Below are 17,381 nucleotides of genomic sequence, written 5' to 3'. Positions count from 1 at the left end.
GATGCGGTCAGGCGGGGATGGACACGCCCACGCCGCCGCGGGTCGCCGCGCCGTAGCGCGCCTGTTCGCGGGCCAGGTCGAGGGGGCGGATCCGCTTGCGGTTGTCGCGGGCGGCGTCGTCGAGCCGGTCGGCCGGGACCAGCCAGACGATCTCGAACTCGAGACCGTCGGGGTCCTTGCCGTAGAGGCTCTTGGTGGTGCCGTGGTCGGAGCTGCCGACCAGCGCGCCCGCGTTCGCGAGTGCGGCGGCGGTGCGCTCCAGCTCGGCGAGCGTGTCGACCTCCCAGGCGAGGTGGTAGAGGCCGACCGTGGTCCGGCCGGCGAGGGAGGGCCCGGCCTCGTGGCCGATCTCGAACAGGCCGAGGTCGTGGTCGTTGGTCGAGTCGGGGGCCTGGAGGAACGCGGCGCCGGCGAACCCGTCGGGGGTCATCGGGACGCGGCGGAAGCCGAGCACCGTGGTGTAGAAGTCGACGCTGCGCGCCAGGTCGGACACGAACAGCACGGCGTGGTTGAGGCGGTGTATTCCCATGACAGACACAACTTAGTTGACTAAGCAACTATTCCGGGCGCCAACCCGCGCAACAGACTGCCTATCGGAGCGTCCGATCGCACAACGAATCGTCGGTCAGTCGCATGATCCAGACCTGTCCGTTGCAACTGGATCTGCCATAGCGTCCATTCACATGAACCGGCGATACCTCATGTGCCGACCGACGTACTTCGCGGTCGACTACGCGATCAACCCGTGGATGGACCCGACCGCCCCGGTCGACGTCGACCTCGCCGTCGCGCAGTGGACCCACCTGCGTGACACGTACCGCGAGCTCGGCCACACCGTCGACGAGATCGACCCCATCCCGGGCCTGCCCGACATGGTGTTCGCCGCCAACGGCGCCACCGTCATCGACGGCATCGCGTACGGCGCGCAGTTCGCCTTCCCCGAGCGCGTGGCCGAGGGCCCGGCGTACCTGGACTGGCTGGCGGGACACGGGTTCACCGCGCACGAGGCCAAGGAGATCAACGAGGGGGAGGGCGACCTCCTGCTGGCCGGGCGCTTCGTGCTGGCCGGCACGGGCTTCCGCACCGCCCACGACGCGCACGCCGAACTGCAGGAGATCCTCGGCCGGCCCGTGGTCACGCTGCAGCTGGTCGACCCGCGCTTCTACCACCTCGACACGGCGCTCACGGTGCTCGCCGAGAACCAGATCGCGTACCTGCCGGAGGCGTTCAGTGAGGGTAGCCGGCGGGTGCTCGCCCGGCTCTTCCCCGACGCCATCCTGGCCAGCGCGGAGGACGCGGCCGTGCTCGGCCTCAACGCGGTCAGCGACGGCCGGCGGGTCGTGCTGCCCGTCCAGGCCCAGGGCCTGGCGTCCCAGCTGGCCGCCCGAGGTTTCCAGCCCGTCCCCGTGGACCTGTCTGAGCTGCTCAAGGCCGGTGGCGGCCCGAAGTGCTGCACACTGGAACTGAGGAGCTGACGCGATGACTTCGATCATGGAACACCTCGCCACGACCGCCGCGATCGCCGAAGCCGAGCGGTGGACGGCCCACAACTACCACCCGCTGCCCGTGGTGATCGCCGAGGGCCAGGGCGCCTGGGTCACCGACGTGGAGGGCAACCGCTACCTCGACTGCCTCGCCGGGTACTCGGCGCTGAACTTCGGGCACCGCCACCCCACGCTCGTGGCCGCGGCGATCGAGCAGCTCGGGCGCGTGACGCTCACCAGCCGGGCCTTCCTGCACGACCAGTTCGGCCCGTTCTGCCGCGAGCTCGCCGACCTGTCCGGGCTGGGCGCCGACACGATGGTGCTGCCGATGAACACCGGCGCGGAGGCCGTCGAGACCGGCATCAAGGTCGCCCGCAAGTGGGGCTACAAGGTGAAGGGCGTGCCCCGCGACCAGGCGAAGATCATTGTCGCGGCCGACAACTTCCACGGGCGTACGACGACGATCATCTCCTTCTCGACCGACCCGGAGGCGCGCGCGGACTTCGGCCCGTACACCCCGGGGTTCGTGATCGTGCCCTACGGCGACCTGGACGCGCTGACGGAGGCCATCGACCCCAACACGGTCGCGGTACTTCTCGAACCGATCCAGGGCGAGGCCGGCGTGCTGGTGCCCCCGGCCGGCTACCTCGCCGGCGTGCGCGCGGCCTGCACGAGCCACGACGTGCTGTTCATCGCCGACGAGATCCAGTCGGGCCTGGGGCGCACGGGCACCACCTTCGCGGTGCAGCACGAGGGCGTCGTGCCCGACATGTACCTGCTGGGCAAGGCGCTCGGCGGCGGCATCGTGCCGGTCAGCGCGGTCATCGCCCGATCGGACGTGCTCGGCGTGCTCAAGCCGGGCGAGCACGGCTCGACGTTCGGCGGCAACCCGCTGGCCTGCGCGGTCGCGCGGTCGGTCGTCGGGCTGCTGCGCACCGGCGAGTTCCAGCGGGCCGCCCAGGACCGCGGCGACGTGCTGCACCAGCGGCTGAACGGGCTGGTCGGGCACGGCGTGACCGCCGTGCGTGGGCGTGGCCTGTGGGCCGGCGTCGACATCGACCCGGCGTTGATGACCGGCCGGCAGGCGTGCGAGCGGCTGCTCCGCGCGGGCGTGCTGGTCAAGGACACGCACGGGTCGACTATCCGGCTCGCCCCGCCGCTCGTCGTCAGCGACGACGACCTCAACTGGGCCGTCGACCGGTTGGCGGACGTGCTCTCCGGTTGATCTCCGGCTGACGCGCCCGCCGGGCTGCCCCGAGGCCCCGGCGGGCGTGTTGCGTCAGAAGTGGGCATTGATGCCCCCTGGAACGGGGTGCCCGCCGCGCGTCGATCTATCAGGTCGGGTCGACGGCGCGGCGGGCGCCCTCCAGGCTGGTCACGCCGAGCCCGACCAGCACGCAGGCCAGCAGCGGGTCGGCGGCCGCCTCCCCGCACACCCCGACCGGCTTGCCGGCACGCCGGCGTCGCCACGCGGATCGGGCGCAACCGCGGGCGGTTCGTGGCCGTTGTCCCGTTGCGGGGTGAATACACCCGCAGACGGGAGTAGGGCCGATGCGCGCGCAGCAGCTCGTGTTCAAGACCGTCGCCGTGGCGATTCTTGCCGTGGCCGGCGCCGGTGCCGGGATGGCGCTCGGCGACATGACCGACCGGCGTCCGCGCGCCACCGTCGCCGAGCCGGAACGGTCAGCCGTCGCGGTGCCCGTCCCGCGGCCCGCGCCGGTGCCGGCCGCGAGGTTCCGAGCCCCGCTGTACTACCAGCCGTTCGGGTCCGACGTGGACCTTGTCGGGCGTGCCCTGGACACGTCGGGGGCGCGCGACCTGATCCTCGCGTTCGTGCTGGACGCCGGCGGTTGCCGGCCCGCGTGGCAGGGCGACCCGGCCCTGCTCGTCGGCGCCGACGCGGCCGTGGCGGCCACTGTGGACAGCGTCCGCCGGCGCGGCGGCGACGTGGCCGTGTCCTTCGGCGGCGCGGCCGGCACCGAGCTGGGCGTGGCGTGCGGCAGCGACCGGGCGCTCGCCGCCGCGTACCAGAAGGTCATCGACGCCTACGGCCTCACCCGCATCGACCTCGACTACGAGGCGGAGGACCTGGCCGTCGGCGTCGACCGGCGGATGCGCGCGGTGCGCCTGCTGCTGGACCGGGCGGGGGCGACCGGGCGGCCGCTGCGGGTCAGCCTCACCCTGCCGGTCGGCCGTGACGGCCTCCCGCCGGTCGCGGTCGCGGGGATCAGGGCCGCGCTGCGCGCGGGAGTACGTCCGGACATCGTGAACGTGATGGCGTTCAACCTCGGCGCGGGCACCACGCAGGCGGACATCCGGGGTGCGCTGGAGGCCGCCCACGGCCAGGTGAAGGTGCTCTTCGGAGACTCGGACGCGGCCGCCTACGCCCGCCTGGGCCTGCAGCTCATGATCGGTCACGCGGACGTGCGGGGTGAGCGGTTGCTGCCGCTCGACGCGCGGTCGCTGGTCGAGTACGGCAAGGCCCGTCGGCTGGGTTGGCTGTCGTTCTGGTCGCTCAACCGCGACCAGGCCTGCGTAGGGCCGACCCCGGTGGAGTGGGCCGTGCCCACCTGCAGCGGCGTCGACCAGCGCCCCTACGAGTTCGCGGGGATCGTGGCGGGCTTCGCCCGCTGACCGGGCGGGGCGACGTTCCGCCCCGCCCGGTCGCGTCACACCTAGCGGCGCAGGACCAGCGGGGCGCCGGGGTGCAGGGTGTGCACCTCGCCGCGGACGCTGATGTCGAGCGGGTCGCCCTTGTCGAGGGTGTAGGTCTCCTCGTCGTGGCGCAGGTGCATGCGGAGCTGGCGGTCCTGGATGAGCAGCGAGAACTCCAGGTCCGTCCAGATCTTCGGCAGGTTCGGCGAGAAGGATGGCAACTCGTCGACGTTGCGGAAGCCGCCGAAGCCGCCCACCAGCGCCGCCCACACGCCGCCGGTCGAGGCGATGTGCACCCCGTTCTCGGCGTTGCCGGCGACGTCGGCGAGGTCCATGAGCAGCGCGTAGTTGAAGTACCGCAGCGCGCGGGTCTGGTCCCCGATCTCCGCCGCGATGATCGACTGTACGCACGCGGACAGCGACGAGTCGCCCGTGGTCAGCGGGTCGTAGTACTCGAAGTTGCGGCGCTTCTGGTTCTCCGAGAACTCGTTGGCCAGCAGGTACATCGCCAGGACGATGTCGGCCTGCTTAATGACCTGGTACCGGTAGATGACCAGCGGGTGGAAGTGCAGCAGCAGCGGGAACTTGTCCTTCGGCGTGCTCTTGAGGTCCCAGACCTCGCGCTCCAGGAACGTGCTGTCCTGCGGGTGGATCGCGCGGTCCTCGTCGAACGGCACGTGCATCTTGGCGGCCGCCTGCTCCCAGGCGTCCACCTCGTCCATCCGCAGCCCCACCGCGTGGGCCAGGGCCGTGTAGTCGTCGGGCTGCTCGTCGTGCAGCCGGCGCACGGTCGCCGCGGCGTAGTTCAGGTTCAGCCGCGCCATGAGGTTGGTGTACGTGTTGTCGTTGACGACGGTGGTGTACTCGTCGGGGCCGGTCACACCGTGGATGTGGAACTTGCCGTCCGTCCCGTAGAAACCCAGGTCCTCCCAGAACCGGGCGGTCTCCACGAGGATCTCCGCGCCGCTCTCCGCCAGCAGCTGGCGGTCACCGGTCGCCTCGGCGTACTGGCGTACGGCGAACGCGATATCGGCGTTGATGTGGTACTGCGCGGTGCCCGCCTGGAACATCGCGGACGCTTCCTCCCCAGTCAGCGTCCGCCATGGGAAGAGCGCACCCTTCTGGCTCATGTCGCGGGCACGCTCCCGCGCACGATCCAGGGTCGAGTGCCGGTGCCGCAGGAGGTTCGCCGCCAGGCGCGGTTGCGTGTACGCCAGGAACGGCAGGACGTAGATCTCGGTGTCCCAGAAGTAGTGACCGTCGTAGGCCTGCCCGGTGAGGCCCTTGGCCGAGATGCCGGCGTTCTCCGCCCGCCACGACGCCTGGGCCAGCTGGTACAGGTTCCAGCGGATGGCCTGCTGGTAGCGGACCTGGTTGGCGCCGCCACGCACGCGGATGTCGGCCCGCTCCCAGAACAGGTCGAGCTGCTCGCGCTGCTCGGCCAGCAGGGTGTCGAACCCGGCCCGCACGGCCCGGTCGAGGGTGCGCCGCGCCCGGTCGGTCAGCTCGACCGCGGGGATACTGCGCGAGCCCTGGTAGGTGGCGTACTTGGTGATCCGGATCGGCACGCCGGGCTGGGCGTCCGCGGTGAGCAGCAGCTCGCCGCCGTCGCCGTCGGCCGAGACCGTCGTCTCGACGTCGGACTCCGCCTCGATGACGTGGTCGACGCCGACGGCGAGGGTCATCCGGCTGTTGGTGGTGATGTAGCCGAGCATGACCCGGTTGTCCTCGGCGTCGATGACGCGCGCGTTGAGGACGCGGTCGGGCAGCACCCGCGACAGACGCGGGTCGTCCGGACGCTGCTCGGGCTGCTCGTCGGCGGGCCGGGTGTCCTGCCGGTTGACGACCTGGGAGGACACGGCGATCGGTGCCGCCTCGTCCAGGACCGTCACCTCGTAGGTCATGGCCAGGACGTGCCGGTGGCGCAGCGAGACCATCCGTGTCGAGCGCACCCGCACGCGGTTGCCGCTCGGCAGGATCCAGGTGAATTCCCGCGTCAACGTCCCGGCGCGCATATCGAGAACGCGCCGGTAGTCCTGCACCCGGGCCGTGGCGAGAAATAGAGGTTCGTCGTCCACATAAAGTTTGAACACCGTGGCGTCGGGGACGTTGATGATCGTCTGACCGACCCGAGCCAGGGCATGCGCTTCTTCGGCATGCACGATGGGCCACGTTTCATGAAAGCCATTCACGAAAGTGCCCGGCAACAGTGCCGGACGGCCTTCCTCGAACGTCCCTCGGACGCCCAGGAAGCCGTTGCTCAGGGCAAATACGGTCTCAGCGCGACCGAGGTGCTCATCTGAGTACCTGGTCTCGACGATGCGCCACTCATCGGGCACGTAGACGTGCTCCGGTGGCAGGACAATGTCACGTTGTAACACGATCGGAACAATATATGACGATCGGGTTAAGCGGATCAGCTGGATGACGGAGTTGGGGGAACCAATATGGCGGACGAGACCACCGGGAAAGCCCTGCGCTTCGGTGCGCTTCTATTTGATCTCGATGGAGTGATCACCAAAACGGCGGATGTACACGCCCGGGCCTGGAAACAGCTTTTTGATCAATTCCTCATCGGCTGGTCCGAGCGGACCGGCGAAGCGCAGGCGCCGTTCGAGATCGCCACGGATTACGTGCGTTATGTCGACGGTCGGCGCCGATTTGAGGGGGTCGCGACTTTTCTCGAATCGCGTGGAATCTCGGTGCCCATGGGTGAGCCCGAGGACGAGGGCATGGACACGATCTACGGCCTCGGCAACGCCAAGAACGGCTTCTTTCTGGCCGAACTCGAGCGCAACGGGGTGGAGATCTTCGACGACGCGCTCGCCCTGCTCGACGCGGCCCGGGCCGCCGGCAAGCCGATGGCGGTGGTCTCCGCCAGCGAGAACTGCGCCATGGTGCTGCGCCGGGTGGGCCTGGACATCTACTTCAAGGTCCGGGTGAGCGGGCTCGAGGCCAAGGCGCTCAACCTGCCCGGCAAGCCCAGGCCGGACACCTTCCTGCGGGCGGCCGACGAGCTCGGCGTCGCCGCGGCCGACGCCGTGGTCCTCGAGGACGCCATCGCCGGCGTACGCGCGGGTCGCGCCGGCAATTTCGGGCTCGTCGTGGGCGTGGACCGGGGCGGGGAGGCCGACGGACTCGCCGAGAACGGCGCGGACGTGGTCACCCAGGACCTGCGCAGCCTCATATAGATACGCTCTGGCACATGACAGAGCTCAACTTTCCCGATGGTTTCCGGTGGGGCGCCGCCACGGCGGCGTACCAGATCGAGGGCGCGGCGGCCGAGGACGGCCGTACGCCCTCGATCTGGGACACGTTCAGCCACACCCCCGGCAAGGTCCGCGATGGTGACACCGGCGACGTGGCCTGCGACCACTACCACCGCGCCGCCGAGGACCTGGCGCTGATCTCGGGGATGGGCCTGGGGGCATACCGGTTCTCCGTGGCGTGGCCCCGCATCCAGCCGGGTGGACGCGGTCCGGTCAACCAGGCGGGGCTGGACTTCTACCGCCGGCTCGTGGACGACCTGCTGGCCCGCGGCATCGAGCCGTGGATCACCCTCTACCACTGGGACCTGCCGCAGGAGCTGGAGGACTCCGGCGGCTGGGCGGCCCGCGACACCGCCTACCGGTTCGCCGAGTTCTCCGCGCTGACCCACGAGGCCCTCGGCGACCGGGTGCACAGCTGGCTCACGCTGAACGAGCCCTGGTGCTCGGCCATGCTCGGCTACGGCACCGGCGAGCACGCCCCCGGCCATCAGGACAAGATCGCCACCCTGCGTGCGGCCCACCACCTCATGCTCGGCCACGGCCTGGCCATCCAGGCGATGCGCCCGCAGCACGCCGGCAACCAGCTGGGCATCACACTCAACCTGCACGCGTTCACGCCGGCCAGCGACGCGCCCGAAGACGCGGACGCGGTGCGCCGCCTCGACGGCATCGGCAACCGGATCTTCCTGGACCCGCTGCTGCGCGGCGAGTTCCCGGCCGATCTGCGCGCCGACCTGGCCCCGGTCAGCGACCTGGGCCACATCCAGGACGGCGATCTGGAGATCATCTCGGCGCCGATCGATCTGCTCGGGCTCAACTACTACAGCCGCAGCGCCATCGCCGCCGCCGAGGGCGAGCCCCACGACCCGGCGAGCCACTCGCCGTGGATCGGCAGCGAGCGGGTGCGTCACATCAGCCGCGGCCTGCCCGTCACCGACATGGGCTGGGAGATCGACCCGGACGGCCTGCGCCAGCAGCTCCTCGACGTGCACGCGGTCGCGGGCGACCTGCCGCTCTACGTCACCGAGAACGGCGCGGCCTACCCCGACAAGCCCGGCCCGGACGGCGTCGACGACCCCGAGCGGGTCGCCTACCTCGACGCCCACCTGCGCGCGTGCCACTCGGCGATCTCCGCCGGCGTCCCGCTCAAGGGGTACTTCGCCTGGTCGCTGCTCGACAACTTCGAGTGGGCGCACGGCTACGCGAAGCGGTTCGGGCTGACCTATGTGGACTACCCGACCCAGACCCGCATCCCCAAGACCAGTTCCCACTGGTACGGGCAGGTAGCGCGAAATAACGCCGTCCCGACCGCCTGAGTTGCCCCTGGCGGTTAGCCTCGGCCACGTGGCCGAACCCGTCATCATCAGCGCACCCGTCGTCGCCGTCACGGTCTACCCCGACCGCGCCCGGATCACCCGGCGCGGTCGGGTCGACCTGTCCACGGGCGAACACCGGGTCGTCTTCGACGACCTCCCGTTGCAGCTCGTCACCGACTCGGTGCGCGTCGCGGGCACCGGCCCGGCGACCGTGCTGGGCGTGGACGTCGCCCGCCGCTACCGGCCCCGCACCACGGACGAGGCGGCCGAGCGGCTCGAGGAGCAGCTCCGGGGCGCCCGGGCCGAGCTGGCGGCCGTCGTCGACGACGAGGCGGTGGCGGGGGAGCGGCTGGAGTTCCTGACCCGGCTGGGCCGCAGCGCCACCGGCGCGTTCGCCCGCGCGCTGGCCGCCGGCGACCGGGAGCCGGCCGCCGCCGTCGAGCTGGGCGGCGCGCTCGCCGATCAGCAGACACAGGTCCGGCAGGAGCGCCGGGAGCTGGCCGAGCGGAAGACCCGGCTGGAGGAGCAGATCGCCGCGTACGTGCGCGGTCTGGAGGCGCGGCGGCGCCAGCGCGATCCCGACCGGCAGTCGGCCAGCGTCGCGCTGGAGGTCACGGCGGACGCGACCGTCACGCTGGAGCTGTCTTACCTGGTGGACGGGGCGGGCTGGCACAGCGCGTACGACGTGCGGCTCACCGACAACACCCTCAAGGTCACCTGGTTCGGGGTGATCACCCAGCGCACCGGCGAGGACTGGCCCGAGTGCGATCTGCGGCTGTCGACCGCCCGCCCGTCCGGTGAGGTGATCGTCCCCGAGCTGCAGCCGTGGTACCTGGACCGGGTGCGCCCCCTGCCGCCGCCGATGCCGCTCGCCATGGCCCGGTCGATGGCGCCGGGCGGTCCGCCGATGCCGGCGCCCGCGGCGGCGCCGATGCAGGCCTACGCCGCGGCCGTGGACGCAGAGATGGCCGCCCCGATCACCGGGCTCTCCGCCGCCGTCGAGCAGGGCGTGACGGCCGCCACGTACCAGCCCGCGCGGCCGGTGGCCGTGCCCGCCGACGGTGGGGCGCACCGGGCCACGGTCGCCGTGGTGGACCTGGACGCGGTCCTCGACTATCTGACGGCCCCCGTGCGGGGCGCGGAGGCGCACCTGCGGGCGGTCGTGACGAACACGTCGGCCCACACGCTGCTGCCCGGGCTCGCCGCGGTGTTCCACGGCGGCGACTTCATCGGCAGCACGGCGCTGTCGACCTGGGCGCCGGGCGAGGAGGTCGAGCTGGCCCTGGGCGTGGACGACCGGCTGCGGGTGGAACGGGAGCTCGTGCGGCGGACGTCGAGCAAGGCGGTGCTCGGCTCGAGCCGCCGGCTGGAGACCGAGCACCGGATCACCATCCGCAACCACACGCCCCGGGCCGCCCGGGTGACGGTGCTCGACCAGATCCCCGTGTCGAAGGATCCGGACATCACGGTCAAGGAGGCGCGGGTCGAGCCCGCCCCGTCGGAGCGCGGCGACCTGGGCGTACTCACCTGGGTTTTGGATCTTGAACCGGGCGCGGCGCGCGAGATCCTGCTCGGGATCCGGGTCGAGCTGGGCCGCGGCGTGGAGGTCGTCGGCTGGCGCGAGTGAACCTTTGTCGCCGTCGAAACGTCTTAACGGTTAGCCAAACCTTTGGCCGGGGTATGCCGAATAGCTCGTGAGGCCCGTCACGGTAAGCGGCGCCATGCGCAGCGCTCGTCACCCGAATGTGACGCAGCCTACGTCTGGAACGGAATCATCGGGCCTTTGACTCTGTTGTGTCAGGGGCACAGCCCAAGGGCACAACCCAATGGGTGCGTCGACGGGGAGGGACCCGAGCGTGGCGAAGACAACGGTACTACGGACCAGCGAAGTTGCCGAGGAGCGCGACCTGGTTGGTGTCTACCTGCACGAGATCTCGAAGACGCCGCTGCTCGACGCCGAAGAGGAGGTCGCACTCTCCAAGGCGATCGAGGCGGGTCTGTTCGCTGAGTACCTGCTGGAAGAGGACATGGTCCCGGCAGGTGCCACCGAGGCCGAGATGCGGCGTCTGGTCGTCGAGGGCGCCGAGGCGAAGGATGTGTTCATCCGGGCCAACCTGCGCCTGGTCGTCTCCATCGCGCGCCGGTACGTGCGCTCCGGCATGCCGATGCTCGACCTGATCCAGGAGGGCAACACCGGCCTCGTCCGCGCCGTGGAGAAGTTCGACTACGTCCGCGGCTACAAGTTCTCGACGTACGCGACGTGGTGGATCCGCCAGGCGATCAGCCGGGCCATCGCCCAGCAGGAGCGCACCGTCCGGCTGCCCGTCCACCTCGTGGAGGACGTCAACCGGATGCGCAACGTCGCCCGGCAGTACACCCGCGAGCACGGCGCCGAGCCGGAGCCGGAGCAGCTGGCCCAGGCGATGGGCGTGCCGCTGGAGCGGGTCACCGAGCTCAAGCGCTGGTCGCAGGACACCGTCTCGCTGGACACCCCGGTCGGCGACGACGGCGACACCAACCTGGGCGACCTCGTCTCCGACGCCGACGCCCCGTCGCCGGAGGAGCTGGTGCTGGCCGCCATGGAGCGCCAGCGCATCGAGGGTCTGCTCAACCACCTCGACGACCGCTCGGCGGGCATCATGCGGGCCCGCTACGGCCTGGAGGACGGCCGCGAGCACTCGCTGACCGAGGTCGCCTCCCGGTTCTCACTCTCCCGCGAGCGGATCCGCCAGCTGGAGATCCAGGCGCTCGGGCGCCTGCGCGAGCTGGCCCGCTCCGAGGGCCTGCGCGCCGCTTAATCTGTCAACGTGAAAGGGCCAGCTCCGCATGGAGCCGGCCCTTTCACGTATGTCCTGGTCAGTCCGGGTCGCCGCAGACGCGCCAGGTGTCACCCTCCTGGACCATCGGGATGATGTGGGTCACGGAGGTGCCGTCCGTCTCGGTCCACCGGACCGTCACGTTGCCGTCGACCAGGCCGTTGCGGTTGGCGACGTTGAACCCGGTCACCGTGTAGTCGCTGACGGGGCGCGCGCTCACCGCCGACACGAACTCGGCCTGGCTGAAGTGGCCGCGGGTGCGTTGGCACAGGCGCCCGTACGCCGTCTCGTAGTTGCGCGCCTTGAGGTCGTCCAGGTAGCCCGTGGCGGCGTCGCGCATCGGCTGGGTGGCGTCGTCGACGGCGCGGACGATGAAGTAGATCCCGGTGCCGATCGCGCCGCCGCACAGCACCACGACGGCGACGATCGCGATGATCACGATCTTGAGGGTGCTGCGCTTCTTCTTCGGCTGGGGCTGGTTCGGATCCCAGACCGGCTGCGGCGGATACGGCGGAGGCGACGACATGCGCCGAACCATAGCGGCCCGGCGCATGTCGTCGCTGCCGTTATGCGACTCGGGCGTATCCGTACGGCGACATCATGTCGACTGGGGCGATCTTGACGACCTCCCCGAACGTCGGCGCGTGGATCACCTTCCCGCTGCCCACGTAGATCGCCACGTGGCCCAGGCCGGAGTAGAAGACCAGGTCTCCCGGCTTGAGCTGGCTGCGGCCGATCTTCGGAAGCTGGTTGTACTGCATGGCGGCGTTGTGCGGCAGGGAGTAGCCCGCGGCCCGCCAGGCCGCCATGGTGAGGCCGGAGCAGTCGTACCCGCCGGGGCCGTCGGCCCCCCACGAGTACGGCGTGCCGAGCGCGGCGTAGGCGAAGCGCACCGCCACGCCCGCCTTGCCCGACACGTTGGGCGCCCTGACGTTGGCGTTGGAGCTGGTCTCCTGCGCGGACCCGTACGCCTGGCGGCGCAGGTCGTTGAGGTGTTCCAGCTCCCTGGTGATGTCCTTGCGCTTGGCGGCGAGGTCATCGACCGTCTTCTGCTGGCTCTTGGCCAGCGCGGCGATCGCGGCCGCCCGGTCCGAGTGGTCCTTGCGGGCCGCCCGGTACGCGTCGATCTCCCGCTGGTTGGCCGAGGCCAGGCGGTCGATGGTGGTGAGCCGGTCCACGGCTGTCGCGGCCGACCCGCTCTGGAGCACCGAGCTCATCGCCGCGAAGTCGCCGCCCTTGTACGCGCGCACCGCGATGGCGGTGACCCGCTCCTGGGCGGCGTCGAGCTGTTTCTGCAGCGGCCCCAGGCTCTGCTCGAGCGCCGCCGCTTCGGCCCTGGTCCTCTTCAGATCCTCGCGGGCCTTGTTGAACTGCTCGACGACCTTCTCGAGCTTGGCCGACTTGGTGGTGATCTGTTCCTGCAGATCCTCGACGGATGGCGTGGCGTGCGCGGCGCTGGGCGCGATGAACACGCCCGCGACCGCGGCCGCGACCAGCACCGGTCGCAGCACGCGAGCCACCCGCAGCAGCCTGCGGGCTGGTGGCACGGGGGAACTCCTTCTCCCAGACCGCCTACCGAGTTAGCTGACGGGTTCGGGCGGGAAGGATGTCGCCCTACCGTCCGCGGGCGGACGGATTCACCCCAGGGACCGCGCCGTCGAGGTGACGGTCGGTGATCCGGGCCACGGGTGGCGCCGGGTGGGTCCCCGGTTCGGCGCCCCGCCACACACGCGACCCGGGGGAATGGGCCGTGAGCAGCGGCTTGCCGATTCGGCGGTGCCCGATCGGGCCACCCGGGGGTGGGCGGCTGAGGCCGGCCAGGCCTAGCCACCGTACGTGAGGCGGAACGGATCTGGTAGGCCAAGATGTCGCGCTTATGGGCTACCAGGGCTTATGGGGCTGAATTTGCAGCTGACGGTCTGTGACGATAGCGCGACGCCAGTTTCCTTAACCCCGATTAAAAGTAGCCAGGTGGCAACTTGCCATCTTCCCCAAACGCCCCAGGTGACCGCACAATCTCAGATAGGGCCCCAACGATCGGTGGGCTGCCGGCACCGGACGATTTCCCGCACACGACCACCACATGCACAAAAAGTAAGGCGGCGCTCGGCTGCCACCGAACGCCGCCACTCCTGCACAACCCGCGTGAACGAGTTGTAGGAGAACGACATGAAGCTTACTCATGCCGGCGACCGCCACACCAGCCCCGAATGCCCCGGCGGGCACGAGAACGCGTTCGCGCCCCGGCCCGGGATCCTCGTCACCGAGACCTGCCTGCGGGTGCGGGGCGTCTGCCACCCGGTGAGCGACCTGGCGGGCCTGTCCGCCTCGCGGGGTCGCAGCCGCCCCTCCGCGCAGGCGCTGTCCATCGCGGCAGCGTGCGTCGCGGTCATCGGCGTCGCGGCCGGGATGGGCGCGAACAGCATCGTCGGCAGCGGCGCCATCGGTGCCGTGACCATGTGCGCGGTCGCCGGTCTCGGCGGCGGCGCGTCGTACAGCTGGCGCACCCGACCGCACGAGCTGTGGGTGCGCTGCCGGGGGAACTGGGTGCTCCTGTACGCCAGCCGTGACGCGGTGGCGTTCGGCAAGGTCAAGCGGGTGGTCTTCCGGCTTCTGGGCCGGCTGGGGCCCGCCACGTACTGAACTCCGGGGGGAGACCGGGGGTGGCGGGCCCACGCCGCCCCCGGTGCCCGGACCGGTCAGTCCAGGCCGTCGAGGACGCGCTCGATGAGCCTGCGGGAGTCGGTGACGCTCAACGACTCCTGCTCCAGGCGCTGCATGATCGTCCAGTACTTGCCGATCTCCTCCTGGTCGTCGGTCAGGACGCGGTCGGTCGCGCCGTGTTCCATGTAGACGACGTCGGCGTCGGCGGTCTCGTCGAACTGCAGGATCGTGAAGCCGCCGTGGACCATGCCCGGGTGCGCGCCGACCCGCCACGGCAGGATCGTTATCTCGACGTTGGCCCGCTCGCCGAGGGCGAGCAGGTGGCGGAGCTGCTCGCGCATCGTCTCGGTGCCGCCGACCGGCCGGTGCAGGGCGGCCTCGTCGATGATCGCCGTGACGAGCGGCGGCGCGTGGCGTTCCAACGTGTCCTGCTGGCGGGTCAGCCGCACGTCCATCCGGGTCTGGAAGCTCGCCTCGGTGGGGGCGGGCACCGCGCAGTCGCGCAGGAGCGCCGCGGCGTACGCCTCGGTCTGGAGCAGGCCCGGCACGAGCAGCGGGTGGAAGTGGCGCAGCTTCGTCGCCTCGGCCTCGAACCCGATGAGCATGCGCTGCTGGGCACTGACCTCGTCCGCCTTGATGGCCGACCACCAGCTGCGCTTGCGCGACAGCCGGGCGAACTCCTCCAGCTTGCGGATGCGTGCGGGGTTGGTGATCTCGTACATCTCCAGGAGCGCGCGGAGGTCCGTGATGCTCAGCCCGACGATGCCCGCCTCGATGCGGATGACCTTCGAGGTTGACCAGGCCAGCTCCTCAGCGACCTGCTCCTGGGTGAAGCCCACGGCTTCCCGGGCGGCCCGGAGTTCGGATCGCAGCCGCCGACGCGGAATCGTCGGTCCCTGGGACAAGTCCCGTCAACCTCCAACGGACACCGATCGTCGCCACCGTGGAACACGCCGGAACGCAACACAAGCGGCCCCTACTGGCGAGCCCTGCATGATCCTGGCAACATGCCACGTGGCAAATTGCAAGCCTACCACCGCGCGCGTCATGAGCTGTGCTCGCAAACGCGGTGTAATCCTTATACAAAGGACATAACGAGGAGCACCGATGCCACTCGTCTCGAGTGACAGCGCCGCCGCGCGCGCCATCGCCCCGTCCTGGGTCCGCAGCACGCGTTGCCATACCGCGAACTGCTGCGTCGAAGTGAGCCTCACCGACCCGGACCGGGTGCTCCTGCGCAGCAGCGTCGCTCCCGAACGAGGGGTGCTGAGCTTCTCGCCGGACAGCTGGTCAGCCTTCCTGGCCGCCGTCCGCGAGGGCGACTTCGACCGCTGACGGGTCTGCCGCCATGTGGCGATGCCGCCACATGCGCACATCTCGAGATCGCGCCGCGCGGCCCGCTCGCCGGATGTGCACTCCCGGTGAGGTCGAGCCTCGCTTGCCCCATACGGGCGCGATCGGCGAGGCGGAGCCCGACCGAACGGGCATGGAGTGCGCATACGCGCGCATCTGCCGGGTGGGTCAGGGGCGGGTGCCGATGTGGACGGTGCGGGCCTCCAGGCGGTAGATGTCCTCGCGGTGGCCCAGCCAGGCGCGGTCGTGGGGGTCGAGGAGGCGGGTCCAGGCCGCGTCGTCCTCGGTCGTCAGCGAGCGGACCTGGCGGGCGTTGCCCACGCGCATCGCGAGCCAGGCCAGGACGCGCTTCTTGCGGTCGGCTGACAGCGGGGCGCGGTGCTCGATGACGAGGCTGATCGTGTCCACCAGGCCGAGGCCGGCCCGGTGGAGCACCTCCGTCCAGCCGTACGGGAGCGGCTTGGCGCCCGGGGTCTCGGTGCGCACCTTCGAGTAGAAGGGGCCTTGGGCCGCCTCCAGTCGGGCCTCCAGACCGGGTGCGCCGATCTCCAGCTCGTACGGCAGGTGGCGGGGCATGAGGCCCGACTCGTAGAGGGCCAGTCGGCCGCCCGTGGGCAGCAGGCCGGCGAGCGTGTCCACGGTGCCCTGCTGGTCGCCGAGGTGGTGCACCAACGCGGACGCCCAGACGAGGTCGGGTGCGCCCCCGAGGGCGGCGCGCAGAGCCTCGGGGCCGTCCTCGACCGAGCCGCGGGCGAACACCAGTCGGGCGTGCCGCCGCGGCAGGTGGATGGCGACGTGGCGGCGGGCCGCGTCGAGTACGTGATCGGCGACGTCGAGGGCCACGACCGTCGCGGTCGGCGGCAGGGCGGCGGCCGTGGCCAGCTCCATGCCGGCGCCGCCACAGCCGACGTCGGCCACCAGGTGCGGCAGGGGACCGGCCGCGAGGAGACGCCTGGTTACGGCTTCATACCAACCCGCATCGTCCTGAGCAGCGTTGACCAGGTGATCGGGGTCCGAATGACAATGAGAGTGGTCGTCGCCGTGTCCATGATGGGCATGGGGCACGCGGGAACCCCCGATCGTCGCTGCTAAGCGGACCTCAGGGCTTCCATGATGACGAATGGGTAACGCGAATGCCAACGTCGTTCATCGATTAGTTGGTCCGCGCTCGGGGGTCGGACCGACGCTCTCGGCGTGGGCCAGCAGCGCGAGCGTCCGCCGCGCGGACGAGGGCCGGGCGGGGCCAGCGCCGTGGGACGGGACGGGCTCGACCGGGCGACGCACCGTGACCTCGACGACGAGGCCGCGCGTGGCCACCACGCGGCGCACCGAGTCCAGCAGCGACTCCTCGCCGACGAACGCGGCGACCGTGGTGGGCGTGCCGTCCGCCAGCCGGAACGTCAGCGACACCGGCCGCACCGGCACCCGGGCGTCGGCGGCGGCCTGGAAGACGGCCGGGTGGAACCGTCCGCCGACGCGGCCGCACCACGTGCTGCCCTCGGGGAAGGCCAGCACGCTGTGCCCGGACCGCAGGGCGGTGGCGACGTCGGCGACGGTGCGCGGCAGGCTGCGCAGGCGCGTACGGTCGATGAAGATCGTGCCGACGCGGGCCGCGAGCGCGCCGACCAGCGGCCAGCCGCGGACGTCGCTCTTGGCCACGACCCGCATGGTCCCCACCGCGAGCAGGGCCGGGATGTCCAACCAGGACACATGGTTGGCCACCACCAGCGCCGGGGTCGCGCCGAGCGGAGCGCCGCCCACGTGCCCGCGCACCCCGGCGGCGCGCAGCAGCGCCCGGAACCAGCCGCGCACCGCCGCCCGGCG

At 71.1% G+C, this 17,381-nt stretch carries 16 protein-coding genes, 1 pseudogene and 1 riboswitch; of the genes and pseudogenes, 9 read left to right on the top strand and 8 right to left on the bottom strand.

Going from position 1 to position 17,381, the window contains the following annotated elements:
• Nucleotides 1–7 precede the first annotated feature (7 nt).
• Nucleotides 8–529, bottom strand: coding sequence for a VOC family protein (locus ABD211_RS29350; RefSeq protein WP_344138837.1), 522 nt, complete (start codon nt 527–529; stop codon nt 8–10).
• 154 nt (nt 530–683) lie between these two features.
• Between ABD211_RS29350 and ddaH the strand changes: the two genes are divergently transcribed.
• Nucleotides 684–1,475: a dimethylargininase gene (gene ddaH / locus ABD211_RS29345; protein WP_344138835.1), complete on the top strand. Its 792-nt coding sequence runs from the start codon at nt 684–686 to the stop codon at nt 1,473–1,475.
• Between the two features lie 4 nt (nt 1,476–1,479).
• The gene (rocD, locus tag ABD211_RS29340; protein WP_344138833.1) at nt 1,480–2,709 is read left to right on the top strand and encodes an ornithine--oxo-acid transaminase; all 1,230 of its coding nucleotides are present in this window, start codon (nt 1,480–1,482) and stop codon (nt 2,707–2,709) included.
• A 121-nt stretch (nt 2,710–2,830) separates the two neighbouring features.
• Here the strand turns inward: rocD and ABD211_RS33985 are convergent.
• A pseudogene (locus ABD211_RS33985) lies at nt 2,831–2,941 on the bottom strand (putative PEP-binding protein); the annotation flags it as partial.
• 94 nt (nt 2,942–3,035) lie between these two features.
• On the opposite strand from ABD211_RS33985, the gene ABD211_RS29335 reads away from it, so the two are divergent.
• Entirely contained in the window at nt 3,036–4,118 is a 1,083-nt protein-coding gene (locus ABD211_RS29335; RefSeq protein ID WP_344138831.1) for a glycoside hydrolase family 18 protein, read from the top strand.
• Between the two features lie 41 nt (nt 4,119–4,159).
• Here ABD211_RS29335 and ABD211_RS29330 read toward each other — a convergent pair whose 3' ends face one another.
• Nucleotides 4,160–6,478 (bottom strand): glycoside hydrolase family 65 protein, encoded by a 2,319-nt coding sequence (locus ABD211_RS29330; protein ID WP_344138873.1) that lies wholly within the window; start codon nt 6,476–6,478, stop codon nt 4,160–4,162.
• 108 nt (nt 6,479–6,586) lie between these two features.
• On the opposite strand from ABD211_RS29330, the gene ABD211_RS29325 reads away from it, so the two are divergent.
• The 4 genes from ABD211_RS29325 to ABD211_RS29310 all read left to right on the top strand — a co-directional run bounded on the left by ABD211_RS29325 (nt 6,587) and on the right by ABD211_RS29310 (nt 11,522).
• On the top strand, nt 6,587–7,330 hold the full coding sequence (locus tag ABD211_RS29325) for an HAD family hydrolase (RefSeq protein WP_344138829.1): 744 nt from the start codon (nt 6,587–6,589) through the stop codon (nt 7,328–7,330).
• A 14-nt stretch (nt 7,331–7,344) separates the two neighbouring features.
• A complete protein-coding gene (locus ABD211_RS29320; protein ID WP_344138827.1) occupies nt 7,345–8,724 on the top strand; it encodes a GH1 family beta-glucosidase in 1,380 nt (459 codons plus the stop codon).
• 28 nt (nt 8,725–8,752) lie between these two features.
• On the top strand, nt 8,753–10,351 hold the full coding sequence (locus tag ABD211_RS29315) for a mucoidy inhibitor MuiA family protein (protein ID WP_344138825.1): 1,599 nt from the start codon (nt 8,753–8,755) through the stop codon (nt 10,349–10,351).
• Between the two features lie 229 nt (nt 10,352–10,580).
• Nucleotides 10,581–11,522 (top strand): sigma-70 family RNA polymerase sigma factor, encoded by a 942-nt coding sequence (locus ABD211_RS29310; RefSeq protein ID WP_344138823.1) that lies wholly within the window; start codon nt 10,581–10,583, stop codon nt 11,520–11,522.
• Between the two features lie 58 nt (nt 11,523–11,580).
• Here the strand turns inward: ABD211_RS29310 and ABD211_RS29305 are convergent, their stop codons facing one another.
• Both ABD211_RS29305 and ABD211_RS29300 read right to left on the bottom strand, forming a co-directional pair.
• Nucleotides 11,581–12,066 (bottom strand): Rv0361 family membrane protein, encoded by a 486-nt coding sequence (locus tag ABD211_RS29305; RefSeq protein ID WP_344138821.1) that lies wholly within the window; start codon nt 12,064–12,066, stop codon nt 11,581–11,583.
• A gap of 40 nt (nt 12,067–12,106) precedes the next feature.
• Nucleotides 12,107–13,087, bottom strand: coding sequence for an NlpC/P60 family protein (locus ABD211_RS29300; protein WP_344138819.1), 981 nt, complete (start codon nt 13,085–13,087; stop codon nt 12,107–12,109).
• Nucleotides 13,088–13,095: 8 nt separating this feature from the next.
• Nucleotides 13,096–13,225, bottom strand: a riboswitch (cyclic di-AMP (ydaO/yuaA leader).
• Nucleotides 13,226–13,709: 484 nt separating this feature from the next.
• Between ABD211_RS29300 and ABD211_RS29295 the strand changes: the two genes are divergently transcribed.
• The gene (locus ABD211_RS29295; protein WP_344138817.1) at nt 13,710–14,183 is read left to right on the top strand and encodes a DUF6232 family protein; all 474 of its coding nucleotides are present in this window, start codon (nt 13,710–13,712) and stop codon (nt 14,181–14,183) included.
• Between the two features lie 56 nt (nt 14,184–14,239).
• Here ABD211_RS29295 and ABD211_RS29290 read toward each other — a convergent pair whose 3' ends face one another.
• Nucleotides 14,240–15,109, bottom strand: coding sequence for a helix-turn-helix domain-containing protein (locus ABD211_RS29290; RefSeq protein ID WP_344138815.1), 870 nt, complete (start codon nt 15,107–15,109; stop codon nt 14,240–14,242).
• Between the two features lie 202 nt (nt 15,110–15,311).
• On the opposite strand from ABD211_RS29290, the gene ABD211_RS29285 reads away from it, so the two are divergent.
• Complete coding sequence (locus ABD211_RS29285) at nt 15,312–15,539, top strand: DUF397 domain-containing protein (protein ID WP_344138813.1); 228 nt, start codon at nt 15,312–15,314, stop codon at nt 15,537–15,539.
• A 186-nt stretch (nt 15,540–15,725) separates the two neighbouring features.
• On the opposite strand, the gene ABD211_RS29280 is transcribed toward ABD211_RS29285, so the two are convergent.
• Together ABD211_RS29280 and ABD211_RS29275 are read right to left on the bottom strand one after the other, a co-directional pair.
• On the bottom strand, nt 15,726–16,475 hold the full coding sequence (locus ABD211_RS29280) for a class I SAM-dependent methyltransferase (RefSeq protein WP_344138811.1): 750 nt from the start codon (nt 16,473–16,475) through the stop codon (nt 15,726–15,728).
• Between the two features lie 228 nt (nt 16,476–16,703).
• Nucleotides 16,704–17,381: lysophospholipid acyltransferase family protein (locus ABD211_RS29275; RefSeq protein ID WP_344138809.1), on the bottom strand; the 678-nt coding region annotated here is incomplete at its 5' end.

The sequence above is a fragment of the Luedemannella flava genome (assembly GCF_039528515.1).
Classification (GTDB): Bacteria; Actinomycetota; Actinomycetes; order Mycobacteriales; family Micromonosporaceae; genus Luedemannella; species Luedemannella flava.
This window is presented reverse-complemented; position numbering and strand designations above follow the sequence as displayed.